Here is a 15649-nt window from a genome sequence, read left to right as displayed (position 1 = left end):
GTCCTCCTATTTCCTTGATAAGATTTCTTGCTCCATCATATTTACAATACTGAATATTTCGTCTTTTTTAGTTTTTAAGGCTGCCTTATTTACAATCATCCGAGCCGATATAGAGTGCATTTCCTCAAATACAATAAGTCCATTCTCTTGTAATGTTTTTCCTGTTTCAACAATATCTACAATCGCATCTGCCAATCCAAGAAGAGGAGCGATTTCTACAGAACCTTCTATTTTAATAATTTCTACATCCTCTCCCTTATCATGAAAATAAGTAGAAGTAATATGCGGGTATTTCGTAGCAATTCTTTTCTTCCGGTAACTCTTCGGATTATACGTAGGAATAGAAGCAACACAAAACTTACAAATCCCCACTCCTAAATCCAGCATTTCATAAATATCTTTCTCGTTTTCCATTAAAATATCTTTTCCAACGATGCCAATATCAGCTACCCCATGTTCTACATAAGTAGCAACATCAACCGCTTTTACTAAAATAAATGAAACATTTGTATTTTTACTTTGAAATACAAGCTTCCGACCTTTATTTTTGAGCTCGGAACAATCAATTCCAATCTGCTCAAAAAGTGGAATGACATGTTTTTCTAACCTTCCTTTCGTTAACGCAATTTGAATGTTACGCATGAAGCCTCTCCTTCTTTCTGGACTACCCATTTCTCATTCCATACATATTCCACTAAATATTCATTCTTTGCCTCAACGACCGTTCCTATTTTATTTTTTCTTGCAAATTGAAAGGTATCGCTTAAATTAGAGAATAGAGATAACCAAGCATTTTTCCCATCCTTTCGAAGTAAATTTCGTAGCCTTTCTGCTTCCGCTAATCTATTTAACTCATAATGAATCACAATATCAATTTGATTTCGTTCATATGGTTCTTGCTGCTCTTGCAGCGCCTTCACAATTTGATTTACTTGTACCGCGAGTCCAACAGCTGGCAGCATTTCTCCAAAATTCCCAATTAGCTCATCGTATCTTCCGCCACTAACGATTTCTTCTCCAATTTCATATATATATCCTTTGAAAATAACACCCGTATAGTAATCTAAGTGTTGAATCATACCCAAATCAATTGATATGTAAGAACCATATCCTAACGTTTCAATTGTTTCATACATTTCTTTTACTCTTGCAATTGCCATTTTCATTTCATTACTTGAAGCAAGCTTTTCTGCTTCCTCAATAACTTCTAAATTTCCAAATAGCCTTGGCAATTTCTCAAGTAATCTTACTGTCTCATCGCATCGATCTAATTTCTTTTCTCCGATAAAATTTGAGAGGGCTGCATAATTTTTACTTTCTATATACGTTCTAAGTACCCTTTCTTCTTCATCCTGGATGGAGAGTTTTTTTACAATACATTTATATAACTGTACTTGCCCAATCTCAATTGTAAAAGATTGCACCTTCAACTTTTGAAGTGCTTGAATGACACTTATTACACATTCAATTTCAGCTCTTACATTATCAATCCCGATAACTTCAATACCACTTTGTACGATTTCATTATATTTTCCAGAATGGGATTCATTCGCTCGAAATACATTCCCGCTATACGTCACTTTAAGTGGCGTATCCCATCTCTGTGTTCCAATAACTCTCGCTAAAGGAATTGTCATATCTGGACGTAAAACGATAATCCTTCCCTTTTCATCAAAAAATTTATACATCTTCTCTTCATCTATCGGTCTATTTTGAAATGCAAAAACATCATAAAATTCAATTGTAGGTGTTCTTATTTCCTCATAACCTCTCTCTAAAAAAGTAAGCCTTAATTTTTGTTCTACTTCTTCAATTAACGTACATTCTTCGAATAAATAATCTCTCGTTCCATTCGGGTTTGCTCGTTTCCATTTTGTCATCTAAATTTTCACACCTTTCCCCTTCTAATGTATGCCTATTTCATTCCCCTAAGCCGAAAATAAAAAGAGCCTTGTAGACAAAATACCTACAAGGCTCTTCAGTAGAGTGTAGGTACAACGGGAATAACCCTTGTACCTACACGTTTTCACGCTAGGTTCAAGGGTTTCATGTATGATGATGTAGTTGTGTAAGCATTGTAATAGATTGCACGATATTCATAATACTTACTCCCTTTCTCCTCTGATTTTCACATAGTATATAACAGTTAATTTTGAATGTAAATACATTTTTAATATTCCGTCATTTTTTTAATGTAAAGCCACTTTTCTTTCATACTCTTTTATTTCTTGTTCATATTGCATTGTAATACTAATTTCATCTAAACCATTTAATAACTTCTCTTTCCACATTTTCTCGATCGTAAAATGGAATCTATGCGTATTCGTTGTCATTATTTCATTTTCTAAATCAACTGTAATTTGTTCCCTCGCATCTGTTTTAGCAAGTTGTTCACGCATATCTTTATCCATTACAATCGGTAACATGCCATTCTTCATACAATTCATATAAAAGATATCGGCAAATCCTCCAGCGATAATAACGCGGAAACCATAATCAGCAAGTGCCCATGGAGCATGTTCTCTTGACGAGCCACATCCAAAATTATCACCTGTAATTAATATGCTGGCTCCTTTTCTTTCTTGTGCATTAAGCGGGAAATTAGGGTTTTCTTGGCGATTATTATCATATCGCCACTCATCAAATAAAAACTTCCCAAACCCAGTTCTTTCAATTCTCTTTAAATATTGCTTCGGAATAATTTGATCTGTATCAATGTTATCATTCATCAGTACTGCGGCAGTACCTTTATGAATACGAAATGGCTCCATCATAACTCTCCTTTCTAATATCAACAAAATGACCATATAACGCAGCCGCTGCCGCCATTGCCGGGCTAACTAAATGCGTTCGTGCTCCCTTTCCTTGTCTTCCTTCAAAATTGCGATTGGACGTAGAGGCACAATGTTCTCCTTCAGGCACTTGATCTGGATTCATACCTAGACACATTGAGCATCCGGGCTCTCTCCATTCAAATCCAGCTTCTTCAAATATGCGATGTAATCCTTTATGCATCGCTGCTTCTCTTACCCTTTGAGATCCAGGTACAACAAGTGCTCGCACACCTTCTTTTACTTTTTTACCTTTCACGACAGATGCAGCAATTTCTAAGTCAGAAAGCCTGGAATTTGTACAAGATCCAATGAAAACATGTTGAACTGGAATGTCATACGTACTTTGTCCGGGACTCAATCCCATATAAGAAAACGCTCTTTCATCATTTGCATCATGCTTTTCTGGCAATTTCTCATCGATCCGAACACCCATACTAGGATTTGTTCCCCACGTAACGTACGGCGCTAAATCCGTAACATCTACTAGAATATGTAAATCATAAACTGCATCTAAATCTGTATAAAGTTCTGACCATTTTTTCTTAATAGATTCATAGTCTTTCGGTGCATATTTACGCCCTTTTACGTAAGCAAACGTTTTTTCATCTGGTGCAATAATGCCAGCCTTTGCTCCCCCTTCAATTGCCATATTGCAAAGCGTCATCCTCTCTTCCATATCCATAGCATGAATGGCCTCTCCATAAAATTCCATTACGTAACCTGTTCCAACTGCTACTCCGTACTTTGAAAGAAGGTGTAAAATAATATCTTTCGCATAGACACCTTGCGGTAACTTCCCTTTTAACTCAATGCCCATCGCTTTCGGCTTTCGTTGCCATAACGTTTGCGTTGCCAATACATGTTCCACTTCACTCGTACCAATACCAAACGCTAGTGCGCCAAAAGCACCGTGTGTTGCTGTATGACTATCACCACAAACAATCGTTTTTCCTGGCTGTGTGAGTCCAAGTTCTGGTCCTATTACATGAACGATCCCTTGCTCTTCATCTCCGATATCCGCTAATGGCACCTGAAATTGTTTACAGTTTTGCCGAAGTGTATCTAGTTGCTGCTTCGCAATGCGGTCGGTAATATTCCAAACATCTTTCGTTGGAATATTATGATCCATCGTTGCAAATGTTAAATCTGGTCTGCGGACTGTTCGATTTGTAAGCCGCAAGCCTTCAAAGGCTTGCGGTGACGTTACTTCATGAACAAGATGTAGATCGATATATAATAAATCCAATCCATTTTCATTAGTCGCAACTACATGTCTTTCCCAAAGCTTATCTAGTAACCTTTTTCCCATTATCTCCCTCTCCCTACTAACGCTTGCTCTTCCATTTCTTGAATAACTGCCTTTGTAAATGAAGTTGTCGTTTCAGTCCCCCCGATATCTGCTGTACATTTCCCTGATTTAAGGACTGCAGAAACTGCTTCTTCAATTGCATATCCTTCTCTCGTTAATCCGAACGATTGCCCAAGCATCATTGCAACAGAACGCATCATCGCAATTGGATTCGCCTTATTTTTCCCCGCAATATCCGGTGCTGATCCGTGAATAGGCTCGTATAATGAAGGTCCCTTTTCAGCGTGACTTGCTGATGGAAGCATTCCTAATGATCCAGCTAATACTGAAGCCTCATCACTTAAAATATCACCAAATAAATTTTCCGTTACAATAACGTCAAATCTTCCTGGATTCCGAATTAATTCCATAGCTGCTGCATCTACTAAAATGTGTTCTACTTCCACATTTGGGTAGCGAAGTGCTACTTCTTCTGTCACAGTTCTCCATAATTTACTAGACTCTAAAACATTCGCTTTATCAATAGATGTTACTTTTTTCTTCCGCTTATTTGCTAATTGAAAAGCATACGAAACGATACGTTCAATTTCATGGCGATGATACGTAAGTGTATCTGTCGCCACTTCTTCCGTTCGCTCTTTCGGATAAGAAAAATAAATTCCGCCTGTTAATTCACGAACGACAACGAAATCAATTTCATCAGCGTTTTTTAATGGTGATAAATGTGCAGTTGCACTTTCTACCGTTACAGGGCGAACATTCGCAAATACACCGAGTCCTTTTCTTAATGCTAATAATCCTTTCTCAGGCCTTTCTTTCGCACTATCCCACCTTGGTCCACCTACTGCTCCAAGTAAAACCGCATCACTCGCTAAACAGGCGGCAAGTGTTCGCTGTGGTAATGGTTGCCCAGTTAAATCGATAGCAACACCACCAAAGTACTCATCTTGCAAATGAAAATGATGTCCATATAGCCTTTCTACCATATGCAATACTTCCTTCGCACTCTCCATTACTTCTGGACCGACACCATCACCAGCTAAACAAACGATACGTTTTTCCATTTTTAACACTCCTTTTAACCGAATTTTCAGAACTTTAATTTGATAGGTGAGGAAAGCTTCTCTCACCTATCAATTATTTATTTCACAAGCGCTATAAGAGATTTTAATTTCCCTGCTGCATGGACATAAGCTCTCGCCGACGCTTCCAATACGTCTTGCGCAACTCCGAAACCTGATATTTGGTGACTACCTTCTTTTAATTCAACATGAACGTGAGCAAGTGCATCTTGACCTTGTGTAATAGATTGTATGCGATAATCTGCCAATTCACATTCTAATCCTAAAATTCTTTGAATCGCATTGTATATCGCTTCAATACTACCAGAACCAGTGGCTGCATCTTCATATACATTTCCTTCCTCATCCTTCAACACAACTGTTGCGCATTGTATACTATTTGATACGAAATGCACTTGTAATTGCGTAATGTTATATTGCTGAGCTGCAAATGCTGCTTCACCAAGCATAAGTGCGCGTAAATCTTCTTCAGTAATTTCCTTTTTACGATCAGCCAATTTTTTAAATGCTTCGAATGCCGCATCTCGCTCTTCATTTGTAAATTCATAACCAAGCTCTTTCATTTTTTCCGTAAACGCATGACGGCCAGAGTGTTTCCCAAGTACAAAGAGATTTTGAGATTCTCCTATAAGCGCTGGTTCGATAATTTCATAAGTTGTTACTTCTTTTAAAACCCCGTCTTGGTGGATGCCCGATTCATGAGCAAATGCATTCGCTCCAACGATTGCTTTATTTTTCGGTACAACCATACCCGTTAACCTGCTTACTAATATACTCGTCGCCTTAATTTCTTTTAAAGTCATCGAAGGCTCTGCTTTATAAAAATCTTTTCTAATATGAAGAGCTACCGCAACTTCTTCTAACGCTGCATTCCCTGCTCTTTCTCCAATGCCATTAATCGTTCCTTCTACTTGCAATGCTCCCCCTTCAACCGCAGCTAACGAATTTGCTACTGCCATACCAAGATCATCGTGACAATGACAAGAAAAAATCGCTTTTTCATATGATGGAACGGATTCTTGTAAGTATTTAAAAAGAGAATAATACTCTTCCGGATTTGTATATCCAACTGTATCCGGAATATTAATTACATTCGCTCCTGCTCGAATCGCAATTTCTACTGCTTCAGCTAAAAATGCTCTCGATGTTCTTGTCGCATCTTCTGCAGAAAATTGTACTGTCGGAAATAATGATTTTCCGAGCGTAACCGAGCGATGAATACTATTTAACACATCTTCTTTTGACATACAAAGTTTATATTTCATATGAATATCACTCGTAGCTAGAAATACGTGTAGACGAGGAGATACAGCGCCTTTCACAGCTTCATATGCTCTTCGAATGTCACTTTCTTTCGCTCTAGCTAAACTCATAACCGTAGCATTTTGAATTGTATTCGCAATACGTTTTACCGATTGGAAGTCGCCTTCGGAAGCTGCCGCGAATCCAGCTTCCATTACATGAATACCAAGCCTCTCTAATTGCCTAGCAATTTGTAATTTCTCTTGTTCATTTAAATTTACTCCTGGTGATTGTTCGCCATCACGAAGCGTTGTATCCATGAACAAAACCTGCTTCATATTATTTAACCCCTACCTTTACTCGCGGCTGTACGAAAGGCATCATTTCACGTAATTTACGTCCAACTACTTCGATTTCATGTTTATTCTCTTTCTCATTTGTCGCATGGAAATTTGGTCTTCCTGCTTTATGTTCTGCAATCCACCCTCTTGCAAATGTACCATCTTGAATTTCTGCTAATACTGCCCCCATCGCTTTCTTCGTATCTTCAGTCACAACGCGTGGTCCTGATACGAAATCTCCCCACTGCGCTGTATCTGAAACTGAATATCTCATATTTTCAAGTCCACCTTCGTACATAAGGTCAACGATTAGCTTCAATTCATGTAAACATTCAAAATATGCAAGTTCAGGCTGATATCCCGCATCAACTAACGTTTCAAACCCTGCTTTTACAAGTGCAGTCACTCCGCCGCAAAGTACAGCTTGCTCTCCAAACAAATCTGTTTCTGTTTCTTCTTTAAACGTCGTTTCTAGTACACCAGCTCTCGTTGCTCCAATTCCGTCAGCATAAGAAAGTGCTTTTTCAGTCGCAACTCCTGTTGCATCTTGATATACTGCAAATAATGCAGGAACAGCCCCGCCCTCGGCGAACGTACGGCGTACGAGATGCCCTGGTCCTTTTGGCGCTACTAGAAATACATCTACATTAGCTGGTGGTTTTACTTGATCAAAGTGAACATTAAATCCATGTGCGAACACGAGAGAGTTTCCAGCCTGTAAATTTGGTGCAATTTCAGCTTCATATACTTCTGGTTGTAATTCATCAGGCAATAGAATCATTACTACATCAGCTTTTTCCGCAGCTTCTGCTACTGTATATACAGAAAACCCATCTTCATTCGCTTTATCCCAAGACTTACCTTTTCTTAAACCTACTACTACATCAAATCCGTTATCACGTAAATTTTGCGCATGCGCATGACCTTGCGAGCCATATCCGATGATTGCTACTTTCTTTTCCTTTAATACATTTACTGTTACATCTTTCTCATAATAAACTTTTGCCATTTTCATTTCCCCCTATATTTAAATGATTATTGAATTAACATAACTTGCTTATCTTGTTTTTTCATACTACGTGTAAATGCTGTTACACCTGTTCTAGCAATTTCTTTCAAACCGTATGGACGAAGTAATTCAATTAACGCTTCTACTTTATCTTGCGTACCTGTTACTTGCACAACTATGGAATCCTTCCCAACATCTATTACAGCGGCTCGAAACGGTTCAATTAAACTATATAATTCTGCCCTCGCTACAGAAGTTGCTACTTTAATAAGAGCAAGCTCTCTAGCAATCATCGCTTCTTCTGTAATATCTGATACTTTCAGAACATCAATTTGCTTATGCAGTTGTTTAATTAACTGCTCCACTTGCTGTTCACTTTCAACGTGTACAACAATCGTCATTCGCGATATATCTGATGATTCTGTATGACCTACTGAAATACTTTCAATATTAAAATGTCTTCGTGTCATAACCCCTGTAATTCGGTTTAACACACCACTTTGATTTCGAACTGTCGCTGTAACAATTCTCTTCACCCTTTTTCCACTCCCTCCATTTGGTGAACACCTTTTCCTGGCGCAACCATCGGCATAACCTTCTCTGATTGAAGTACACGACAATCAATTACGACTGGCTCTTGTAATTCGATCGCATGCTGGATTTGCTTCTTTGCAAGAAGTGGATCGTCAATACGAACACCTTTTATGCCATATGCATTTGCAAGAGCGACGAAATCTGGTTGGCATGGTAATAAAGAATGTGAATATCTTTGATTGTAAAATTCATCTTGCCATTGTCTTACCATTCCTAAAGCTTCATTATTTAAAATAAATACTTTAACGGGTAAAGCGTGTTCTTTTAATACACTTAATTCTTGCAGAGTCATTTGAAACCCAGCATCACCAACAATTGCAATAACTAATTCTTCAGGCTTTGCAATTTGCGCACCGATTGCTGCTGGAAATCCGAACCCCATCGTTCCTAATCCACCAGAAGTTACCCATTTATCTGGATTTTTCAGTGGATAATATTGCGCTGCCCACATTTGGTGTTGCCCAACGTCTGTTGTTACAATCGCTTCTCCCTTCGTAATTTCATATAGCATATCAATCGCATATTGAGGTTTAATACTTTCAGAATTTCTTTTATAAGAGAATGGATATTTTTCTTTTCTATTCTTTAATAAAAAGAGCCATTCATGATGATTTTCTTTCTTTCCTTCTGATTGAAGCAATACTTCTAACGCCTGCTTAGCACTTGCAACAATAGGAATCTCTGTTGGCACATTTTTCCCGATTTCTGCCGGATCAATATCGATATGTGCAACAGTCGCCCCTTTAGCAAAAAAAGCTAAATTTCCAGTAAGACGATCATCAAATCTCGCGCCTATATTAATGAGTAAGTCGCATTCATATAATGCCATATTGGCTGTATAAGAACCGTGCATTCCCCCCATCCCTAGAAATAGTTCATCATCTGGTGGAAAACCACCAAGTCCAAGTAATGTATGCACAACAGGGATTTCATATTTACGAGCAAAACTTGTCAATTCTTTCGAAGCTTTCGCATGCAATATACCCGCTCCAGCTAAAATTAACGGTTTTTTTGCGGTTTCAATTACTTTGAGTAATTTGTTTATTTGAAGTAGATTCGGTTCATAATTAGGGTTATATCCTGGTAAATCCATTTGTACATTGCTACATCGCTCACCTTTCTCGACTACCATATCTTTCGGAAGGTCAATAACGACTGGTCCTGGTCTTCCTGTTTTAGCAATATGAAATGCTTCTTTAATAATTCGAGGTAAATCTGAGGCCTTTCGCACTTGATAGTTATGTTTTGTCACTGGCATCGTAAGTCCCATAATATCTGCCTCTTGAAAAGCATCGCTCCCAATTAACGTTGTTGCTACTTGGCCTGTAAATACTACAAGTGGCAATGAATCAATCATCGCATCAGCTAGACCCGTAATTACATTTGTAGCACCTGGTCCACTCGTTGCAATTACAACCCCTGGATTCCCTGTAATTCTGGCATACCCTTCAGCAGCGTGAATTGCCCCTTGCTCATGCCTTGTTAAAATATGCGGAATTTCACAATCATACAATGCATCATAGAGAGGTAAAACGGCACCACCCGGATAACCGAAAATCACTTCTACGCCTTCCTTTTCTAGCGCTTCTAACAATAGCTGTGCACCAGTTTCCAGTTTCTCTTCCGTTTTTGAAGACATTGTTCTTATAAGCCCCCTTTTTCAACCTTTTATACAATAAAAAAATCCTACGTCCACACTCCAGCTATGTGCTGAAGGGACGAAAGATTTCGCGGTACCACCCTTCTTTGCAAGAATACTCTTGCCTCAGTGATCCATAAATGGATCTAGCTAATAACGGAGCTACCGTCTAAGCCTAGACAAATGCTTTAGCTTAGCACTCAAGGGCGATGTTCGTCGACGTGAACCATCGGTTTTCAGCAACCACCGACTCTCTGTGAGGCTTCACAATCAACTACTCCTCCCTATCAACGCTTTCTTATGTTAAAAAAGTTGTTATCCAACTTTATTTTCTTCGTAAATTTTCTCTCCATCTTCTACAACTAACTTACGAAACTCTTCTAATAAACGGTTCGTATGTGGACCTGTTTGCCCTAAGCCAATCGTTCTACCATCTACTGTCGTAACAGCAATCACTTCAGCAGCTGTTCCTGTTAAAAACACTTCATCAGCTACATATACATCATGTCTTGTAAATAACTCTTCTCTTACGTCATACCCAAGTTTTTCGCCGATTTCTAAAATGGCGTTTCGTGTAATACCTTCTAACGCTCCAGCAGAACTTGGTGGTGTAATTAATTTATTTCCTTTAACAATAAACACGTTATCTCCTGATCCTTCAGCTACATATCCTTGATCATTTAACATAAGCGCTTCTTGTACTCCAGCTAATTTCGCTTCAATACGAACTAAAATATTGTTTAAGTAATTTAAAGATTTTACTTGAGGGGATAAAACATCGGGACGATTTCGGCGCGTTGCAACTGTTACAACTGGAATCCCTTTCTCATAATATTCTTGTGGGAATAAAGATAATTGTTCTGCAATTACTACTACATTCGGCTTCTTACATGAATCGGGATCCAATCCAAGATTTCCTGCTCCTCTTGATACAACAAGGCGAATGTATCCATTAGATAATTTATTTTGTCGAATCGTCTCAACAACAATATTTGTTACTTCATCTAATGAATATGGAATTTCTAAAAGGATTGATTTTGCTGATTCATACAACCGGACAAGATGCTCTCTCAAACGGAAAACATTACCGCTATAAACTCTAATTCCTTCAAACACTCCATCGCCATATAAATAGCCATGATCATATACTGAAACTTTTGCCTCATCTTTTGGAACAAATTCTCCATTTAAGAAAATCCATTGCTCATTCACTAGAAGCGCCTCCTATGTTCTATGAATTTTTTATTGTTTCCTAGTTTACTCTCCTTTCTAAATAAATCAAGTGAATTTTTAGAAAATTTATAATTTTTAATCATACGTACTTCTTTACTTATACTGATTTAACAACATTGTTAACGTTTACAAAAAGTCAAAAAATTTTTTTCGCCAATTTCCACTAAAAAAATATTTGTTTAAAAGAAGGATTTTCATCAATTGATACGAATCTATTGTATTCAATAAACGGACGTCCGATTTTATAAATCCGGAAATATATAACGACTTTTGCTGAAAAAGGGGGAAAATAACAAAAATAGCGCTGTCTAAAAATAACATTCATATTTTTCATTTCGTAATCATAATCCTATTTTTAAAAAACAATTTGTCAAAATGAAGGAGGAAATAAATATGGCGTGTGTACAAATTAAAGGAACGAGACAAGAGGTAGTAGAAATGCTGCAATTATTTGATCTAATGGATACGAAAGGTTTTTGTAAATTCGATAATTACGTAGAGGTAGAACCAAATACGCAAGAACATAATCATTTTATTGCTTCAATCGACATCCATTCAAATACTTCTTCAGCACAAGATACATTATTAAACGATCAATTCGTTAGTCAAATGCTTACTGGCGTATATAACGACTAAACAAAGATTTACTTCCTACCGTCTTTTCATAAATATATGCAGTGAACTTGAGCATACTAGCAATTAGATGGTAGGGAGGTGAGAATTATGGCTAGAATTGGCGTTGAAAACTCATTAACAGACGTTCAACAAGCTCTTCAGCAACAAGGTCATGAAGTTGTTACACTTAACTCAGAACAGGATGCACAAGGGTGTGATTGTTGCGTTGTAACTGGGCAAGATTCTAATGTGATGGGCATTGCAGATACATCAATTAAAGGATCAGTCATTACAGCTCACGGTTTAACAACAGATGAAATTTGTCAACAAGTTGAAAGTCGCACTTAAAAAATGAAAGAGGACTCCTTTTAAAAGGAGTCCTCTTTTTTATATTCACCTAACGGGAAAGTAACATATACTGGATGAAAGCCCTACCTCTCTCTCATCATTACGGTTCCACTGACCGCTCCTTGATTCACTAGTATACATATATAGCTTACAAATACAATTTATAGGGTTTGTTCACAAAAGTTGTTGATAAAATTACCCGATCTTTCGCAAACTTTTCGTATTGCATTCATAAGAGATATTTACTTTACACTAGCTGTAACCGAGACACGAATTAAAATTCTAACACCAATACAATAACTTGTCAACTTTTTTCGCAAATTAAAAACAGACATTAACGGTTTGTCTGTTTTAGAATGGAGCTTTTTCTTTTATTACATATACAACAAAGCCGCTTACTAACATGAATAAGCCAACTACTAAGTTTTTGATATTAATCATAAATTCCTCTCCCTTATTCCACACATCATATATATTTACATTTCAATTATTCCGATCATCCTAAAGCGCACTTTTTCTAATATATCATAATTCCTAAAAAATGCAAGTTCACTTTTGACGACCATTCACAAATTTATCTACAGTGCTTGGTACAGTATTTAAAGCCTTTTCAATTAAATGTGTACTGCTGTTGAGATGTAATACTTGCACCCCATTAGAACCAACTACTAAAAAAGCTACTGGACTAATGGAAACCCCAGCCCCGCTTCCTCCTCCAAATGGATGCCCTTGTTTGTTCTCTTTATGCTGATTTTGCCCACCGTTATGTTTTTCAGTAATGAAATCCCCTTTAAAATCACTTCCACCAGCTCCAAAACCAAAAGCCACTTGAGATACTGTTAATACTACATTTCCGTCAGCTGTTGAAACCGGGCTCCCAACAATTGTATTTACATCTACCATCTCTTTTAAATTTGTCATTGCCGTTTTCATTAAATTTTCAATTGGATGTTCCATTATGTATTGCACCCTTTCCTCATTATTCCTTTTTATATTTTCCAAAATAGAGGAAGTCATACTAACTTTTCCTATTTCAAGAAAACATTTTCCTCCTTTTAAAAGATACTACTCCCTGTACATGCTCCGGTATAGTGAAACTTTAATCAGTGGGATGTGCACGTTTCTCGACTCCCACAAATAGCGGGATAAAAAAGAAAAAGAGATACATACTACTATTGAACCTTGTTATGAAAGGAGTCATGACTTTGACTGAGAAATTTGATGATTATAAAAGAAAAGATAGAATAGATAGTGATTATAGTGACTATAAAGAAGAGTACGCCGCTGAGGTTGCACCACAACGCATTGATTATGATTACGATGATAAAGACGATAAAGATGTTGTAAAATCGTCCGCTGCTGGATCAACTGCTGGTTTTATCGCTCTTGCGCTATCTATCTTATCGCTATTTACATTTCCAACACTATTTGGTCTTGTTTCTGTTTTACTCGGTATTTACGCTTATAATCGCGGAGCTACTGTAACTGGCGGTATCGCTGCAGTTGTCGGTGGAATTGCTGCACTTATCGCAATTTTATTCCGAGTAGCACTTATTGGTCTATTGTTCTCCCTGTTCTAAAAAAGAAAAAGGTATCTCGCTTAACGCGGGATACCTTATCCTGTAAACACATCTTCCGATGGATATTTTATTTTTTGTTTTGCTGGTCGCGCTAAAGAGAACACAAGTGTTAATGGTCCAATTAATCCGCAGAACATAACAAACATAATAATACATTTTCCGAATGCCGATAGCTTTGCAGTAATTCCCATCGTTAATCCGACTGTGCCAAACGCTGATATTGTCTCAAATAATAATTGAATAAAGCTGAAGTTTTCTGTAAGCATTAATATGAATACCGCTGCTAAAATAAGTATTTGACTGGCAACAGCAATCGCTAAGGCCCTCGTTACTGTCGACATTTTAATTGTACGCTGAAATAAAACAATTTCCTCCTTTTTTCTAAAGAAAGAAAGGACAGATGTAATTAAGATAACAAACGTCGTTAATTTAATTCCTCCACCTGTCGATACACTTCCTGCACCAATAAACATTAAAATCATCGTAAATAATATAGATGATTCTTCCATACCTCCATAGTCAACCGTATTAAATCCAGCTGTCCGCGGAGTAATACCTTGAAAGAAGGAAGCCCATAGTTTTTCATTTAAAGATAAATTCCCTAACGTCTTCACATTATTATATTCCAATACAAAAATTACAATCATTGCTATAACATTTAGCACTACTGTTCCAATAATCATTATTTTTGAGTGAAGTGATAATTTTCGAAAACTGCGGCTATACCATATATCAATTAATACGGTAAAACCGAGTCCCCCAATTACAATTAAAGAGCAAATCCCAATATTAATAATGGGATCCCCTACATATCTTGTTAAATTATCTGGCCATAAAGCAAATCCTGCATTATTATAAGATGCAATTACATGAAAAATACTATAATATAAACCTTTTCCAAAACCAAACTCTGGAATAAAGCGAAACGATAAAAAGATGACCCCAATAAGTTCAATACAAATCGAAAATATAAAGACACGCTTTACTAATTTTACAAGACCACCTATATTTGTTTGATTAAATGCTTCTCCAATTAATAAACGATGGCGTAATCCGATTTTTTTACCTAGTACCCAAACAATTAAAATGGCAATTGTCATAAGACCTAGACCACCTGTTTGAATTAAAAACATAATAACAATTTCGCCAAACATCGTAAATGTACTTGCTGTATCCACTACTCCCAAACCAGTTACGGTCGCTGCTGACGTTGCTGTAAAGAAAGCATCTACCCAACTAATATGTACTTTCGTTGCGAATGGTAATTTTAATAACAAACCGCCAACCACAATTAAGCAGAAAAAGCCTAATGCTAATATTTGTGGTGGGTTTAATCGTATAAGACGATTATACAGCCCTTGTTTTTTTGTTACCTCCATATCACTAACTCCCTTATTAAAGTGAAGCTTTCCCCTCATACAATAAAAAGCTTTTTAAAAGCCCTTAAATAATTGGGACAAACCTTATATTCTCATAATATAGTTGAGCATAATCCTTTTTTTCATAGATTACAACTTTTATTTATATTCAGATTCCTTTTCGTTTTATGCTGGGAAAACTCTATATCCTAACTCAATATTGCTAGCAATAACAATTTCATATGTACTATTTTTCAAATCCCCATATCTTTCACTCTATATTCACACAGAGGTCACATCCACCTTTTATAGTATATGTATCGAAGTTGTTCCTCCCTAATTTATAAGACATTCCCCAGTGTCTTTGAACAGCTTCCATCCCTAATTAAATTGACATAAATTGTCCCCTTCCTTGACCATCTTATATATGATGGTCTTATTTTTTTGTCTTTCTATCTTTTATTT

Annotated in this window: 16 protein-coding genes and 1 other annotated feature; of the genes, 3 read left to right on the top strand and 13 right to left on the bottom strand. The window is 37.0% G+C overall.

What is annotated here, in order from left to right; translation table 11 throughout:
• Window positions 1-6 precede the first annotated feature (6 nt).
• From hisG to ilvE, 10 genes are all read right to left on the bottom strand, one after another.
• On the bottom strand, window positions 7-642 hold the full coding sequence (gene hisG / locus ACTFRU_RS10295) for an ATP phosphoribosyltransferase (protein ID WP_086389299.1): 636 nt from the start codon (window positions 640-642) through the stop codon (window positions 7-9).
• Window positions 618-1880, bottom strand: coding sequence for an ATP phosphoribosyltransferase regulatory subunit (locus tag ACTFRU_RS10290; protein WP_000170298.1), 1263 nt, complete (start codon window positions 1878-1880; stop codon window positions 618-620). Before ACTFRU_RS10290 ends, hisG begins: the two co-directional genes overlap by 25 nt.
• A 309-nt stretch (window positions 1881-2189) precedes the next feature.
• Window positions 2190-2771, bottom strand: a complete 582-nt coding sequence (gene leuD / locus ACTFRU_RS10285; RefSeq protein WP_000433189.1) for a 3-isopropylmalate dehydratase small subunit — start codon at window positions 2769-2771, stop codon at window positions 2190-2192.
• Window positions 2749-4143 (bottom strand): 3-isopropylmalate dehydratase large subunit, encoded by a 1395-nt coding sequence (leuC, locus tag ACTFRU_RS10280; protein WP_000518111.1) that lies wholly within the window; start codon window positions 4141-4143, stop codon window positions 2749-2751. The genes leuD and leuC overlap by 23 nt, the downstream gene beginning before the upstream one ends.
• On the bottom strand, window positions 4143-5207 hold the full coding sequence (leuB, locus tag ACTFRU_RS10275) for a 3-isopropylmalate dehydrogenase (RefSeq protein WP_000415384.1): 1065 nt from the start codon (window positions 5205-5207) through the stop codon (window positions 4143-4145). Before leuB ends, leuC begins: the two co-directional genes overlap by 1 nt.
• 77 nt (window positions 5208-5284) lie before the next feature.
• Window positions 5285-6805, bottom strand: a complete 1521-nt coding sequence (leuA, locus tag ACTFRU_RS10270; protein ID WP_157418847.1) for a 2-isopropylmalate synthase — start codon at window positions 6803-6805, stop codon at window positions 5285-5287.
• Between the two features lies 1 nt (window position 6806).
• A complete protein-coding gene (ilvC, locus tag ACTFRU_RS10265) occupies window positions 6807-7817 on the bottom strand; it encodes a ketol-acid reductoisomerase (RefSeq protein WP_001151741.1) in 1011 nt (336 codons plus the stop codon).
• 26 nt (window positions 7818-7843) lie between these two features.
• The gene (gene ilvN, locus ACTFRU_RS10260; RefSeq protein ID WP_000822952.1) at window positions 7844-8353 is read right to left on the bottom strand and encodes an acetolactate synthase small subunit; all 510 of its coding nucleotides are present in this window, start codon (window positions 8351-8353) and stop codon (window positions 7844-7846) included.
• Window positions 8350-10050, bottom strand: coding sequence for an acetolactate synthase large subunit (gene ilvB / locus ACTFRU_RS10255; protein ID WP_000095876.1), 1701 nt, complete (start codon window positions 10048-10050; stop codon window positions 8350-8352). The genes ilvN and ilvB overlap by 4 nt, the downstream gene beginning before the upstream one ends.
• A 72-nt stretch (window positions 10051-10122) precedes the next feature.
• Window positions 10123-10350: a binding site (T-box leader), on the bottom strand.
• A gap of 15 nt (window positions 10351-10365) precedes the next feature.
• A complete protein-coding gene (ilvE, locus tag ACTFRU_RS10250; protein WP_001005486.1) occupies window positions 10366-11262 on the bottom strand; it encodes a branched-chain-amino-acid transaminase in 897 nt (298 codons plus the stop codon).
• A 414-nt stretch (window positions 11263-11676) separates the two neighbouring features.
• On the opposite strand from ilvE, the gene ACTFRU_RS10245 reads away from it, so the two are divergent.
• Entirely contained in the window at window positions 11677-11919 is a 243-nt protein-coding gene (locus ACTFRU_RS10245) for a DUF3911 family protein (RefSeq protein WP_000752513.1), read from the top strand.
• A gap of 87 nt (window positions 11920-12006) precedes the next feature.
• Window positions 12007-12246, top strand: coding sequence for a YkuS family protein (locus tag ACTFRU_RS10240; RefSeq protein ID WP_000101022.1), 240 nt, complete (start codon window positions 12007-12009; stop codon window positions 12244-12246).
• Window positions 12247-12597: 351 nt separating this feature from the next.
• Here ACTFRU_RS10240 and ACTFRU_RS10235 read toward each other — a convergent pair whose 3' ends face one another.
• Both ACTFRU_RS10235 and ytfJ read right to left on the bottom strand, forming a co-directional pair.
• Window positions 12598-12687 (bottom strand): hypothetical protein, encoded by a 90-nt coding sequence (locus ACTFRU_RS10235; protein ID WP_000608227.1) that lies wholly within the window; start codon window positions 12685-12687, stop codon window positions 12598-12600.
• 108 nt (window positions 12688-12795) lie between these two features.
• Window positions 12796-13263: a GerW family sporulation protein gene (gene ytfJ, locus ACTFRU_RS10230; protein ID WP_000204234.1), complete on the bottom strand. Its 468-nt coding sequence runs from the start codon at window positions 13261-13263 to the stop codon at window positions 12796-12798.
• A gap of 188 nt (window positions 13264-13451) precedes the next feature.
• Between ytfJ and ACTFRU_RS10225 the strand changes: the two genes are divergently transcribed.
• Window positions 13452-13826 (top strand): hypothetical protein, encoded by a 375-nt coding sequence (locus tag ACTFRU_RS10225; protein ID WP_000136541.1) that lies wholly within the window; start codon window positions 13452-13454, stop codon window positions 13824-13826.
• Window positions 13827-13861: 35 nt separating this feature from the next.
• Here the strand turns inward: ACTFRU_RS10225 and ACTFRU_RS10220 are convergent, their stop codons facing one another.
• Window positions 13862-15205, bottom strand: a complete 1344-nt coding sequence (locus ACTFRU_RS10220; RefSeq protein ID WP_440037624.1) for a TrkH family potassium uptake protein — start codon at window positions 15203-15205, stop codon at window positions 13862-13864.
• Between the last annotated feature and the right edge of the window lie 444 nt (window positions 15206-15649).

The organism is Bacillus cereus group sp. MYBK220-1, from assembly GCF_051916445.1.
Lineage (GTDB): Bacteria > Bacillota > Bacilli > Bacillales > Bacillaceae_G > Bacillus_A > Bacillus_A cereus.
The sequence above is the reverse complement of the archived record's forward strand: the minus strand, read 5'-3'. Positions and strand labels throughout refer to the sequence as shown.

Bases quoted from the DNA above. Each gene is read 5' to 3' on its own strand.
- hisG (WP_086389299.1), bottom strand. From the start codon at position 642: ATGCGTAACATTCAAATTGCGTTAACGAAAGGAAGGTTAGAAAAACAT.
- ACTFRU_RS10290 (WP_000170298.1), bottom strand. From the start codon at position 1,880: ATGACAAAATGGAAACGAGCAAACCCGAATGGAACGAGAGATTATTTA.
- leuD (WP_000433189.1), bottom strand. From the start codon at position 2,771: ATGGAGCCATTTCGTATTCATAAAGGTACTGCCGCAGTACTGATGAAT.
- leuC (WP_000518111.1), bottom strand. From the start codon at position 4,143: ATGGGAAAAAGGTTACTAGATAAGCTTTGGGAAAGACATGTAGTTGCG.
- leuB (WP_000415384.1), bottom strand. From the start codon at position 5,207: ATGGAAAAACGTATCGTTTGTTTAGCTGGTGATGGTGTCGGTCCAGAA.
- leuA (WP_157418847.1), bottom strand. From the start codon at position 6,805: ATGAAGCAGGTTTTGTTCATGGATACAACGCTTCGTGATGGCGAACAA.
- ilvC (WP_001151741.1), bottom strand. From the start codon at position 7,817: ATGGCAAAAGTTTATTATGAGAAAGATGTAACAGTAAATGTATTAAAG.
- ilvB (WP_000095876.1), bottom strand. From the start codon at position 10,050: ATGTCTTCAAAAACGGAAGAGAAACTGGAAACTGGTGCACAGCTATTG.
- ACTFRU_RS10245 (WP_000752513.1), top strand. From the start codon at position 11,677: ATGGCGTGTGTACAAATTAAAGGAACGAGACAAGAGGTAGTAGAAATG.
- ACTFRU_RS10240 (WP_000101022.1), top strand. From the start codon at position 12,007: ATGGCTAGAATTGGCGTTGAAAACTCATTAACAGACGTTCAACAAGCT.
- ACTFRU_RS10235 (WP_000608227.1), bottom strand. From the start codon at position 12,687: ATGATTAATATCAAAAACTTAGTAGTTGGCTTATTCATGTTAGTAAGC.
- ytfJ (WP_000204234.1), bottom strand. From the start codon at position 13,263: ATGACTTCCTCTATTTTGGAAAATATAAAAAGGAATAATGAGGAAAGG.
- ACTFRU_RS10220 (WP_440037624.1), bottom strand. From the start codon at position 15,205: ATGGAGGTAACAAAAAAACAAGGGCTGTATAATCGTCTTATACGATTA.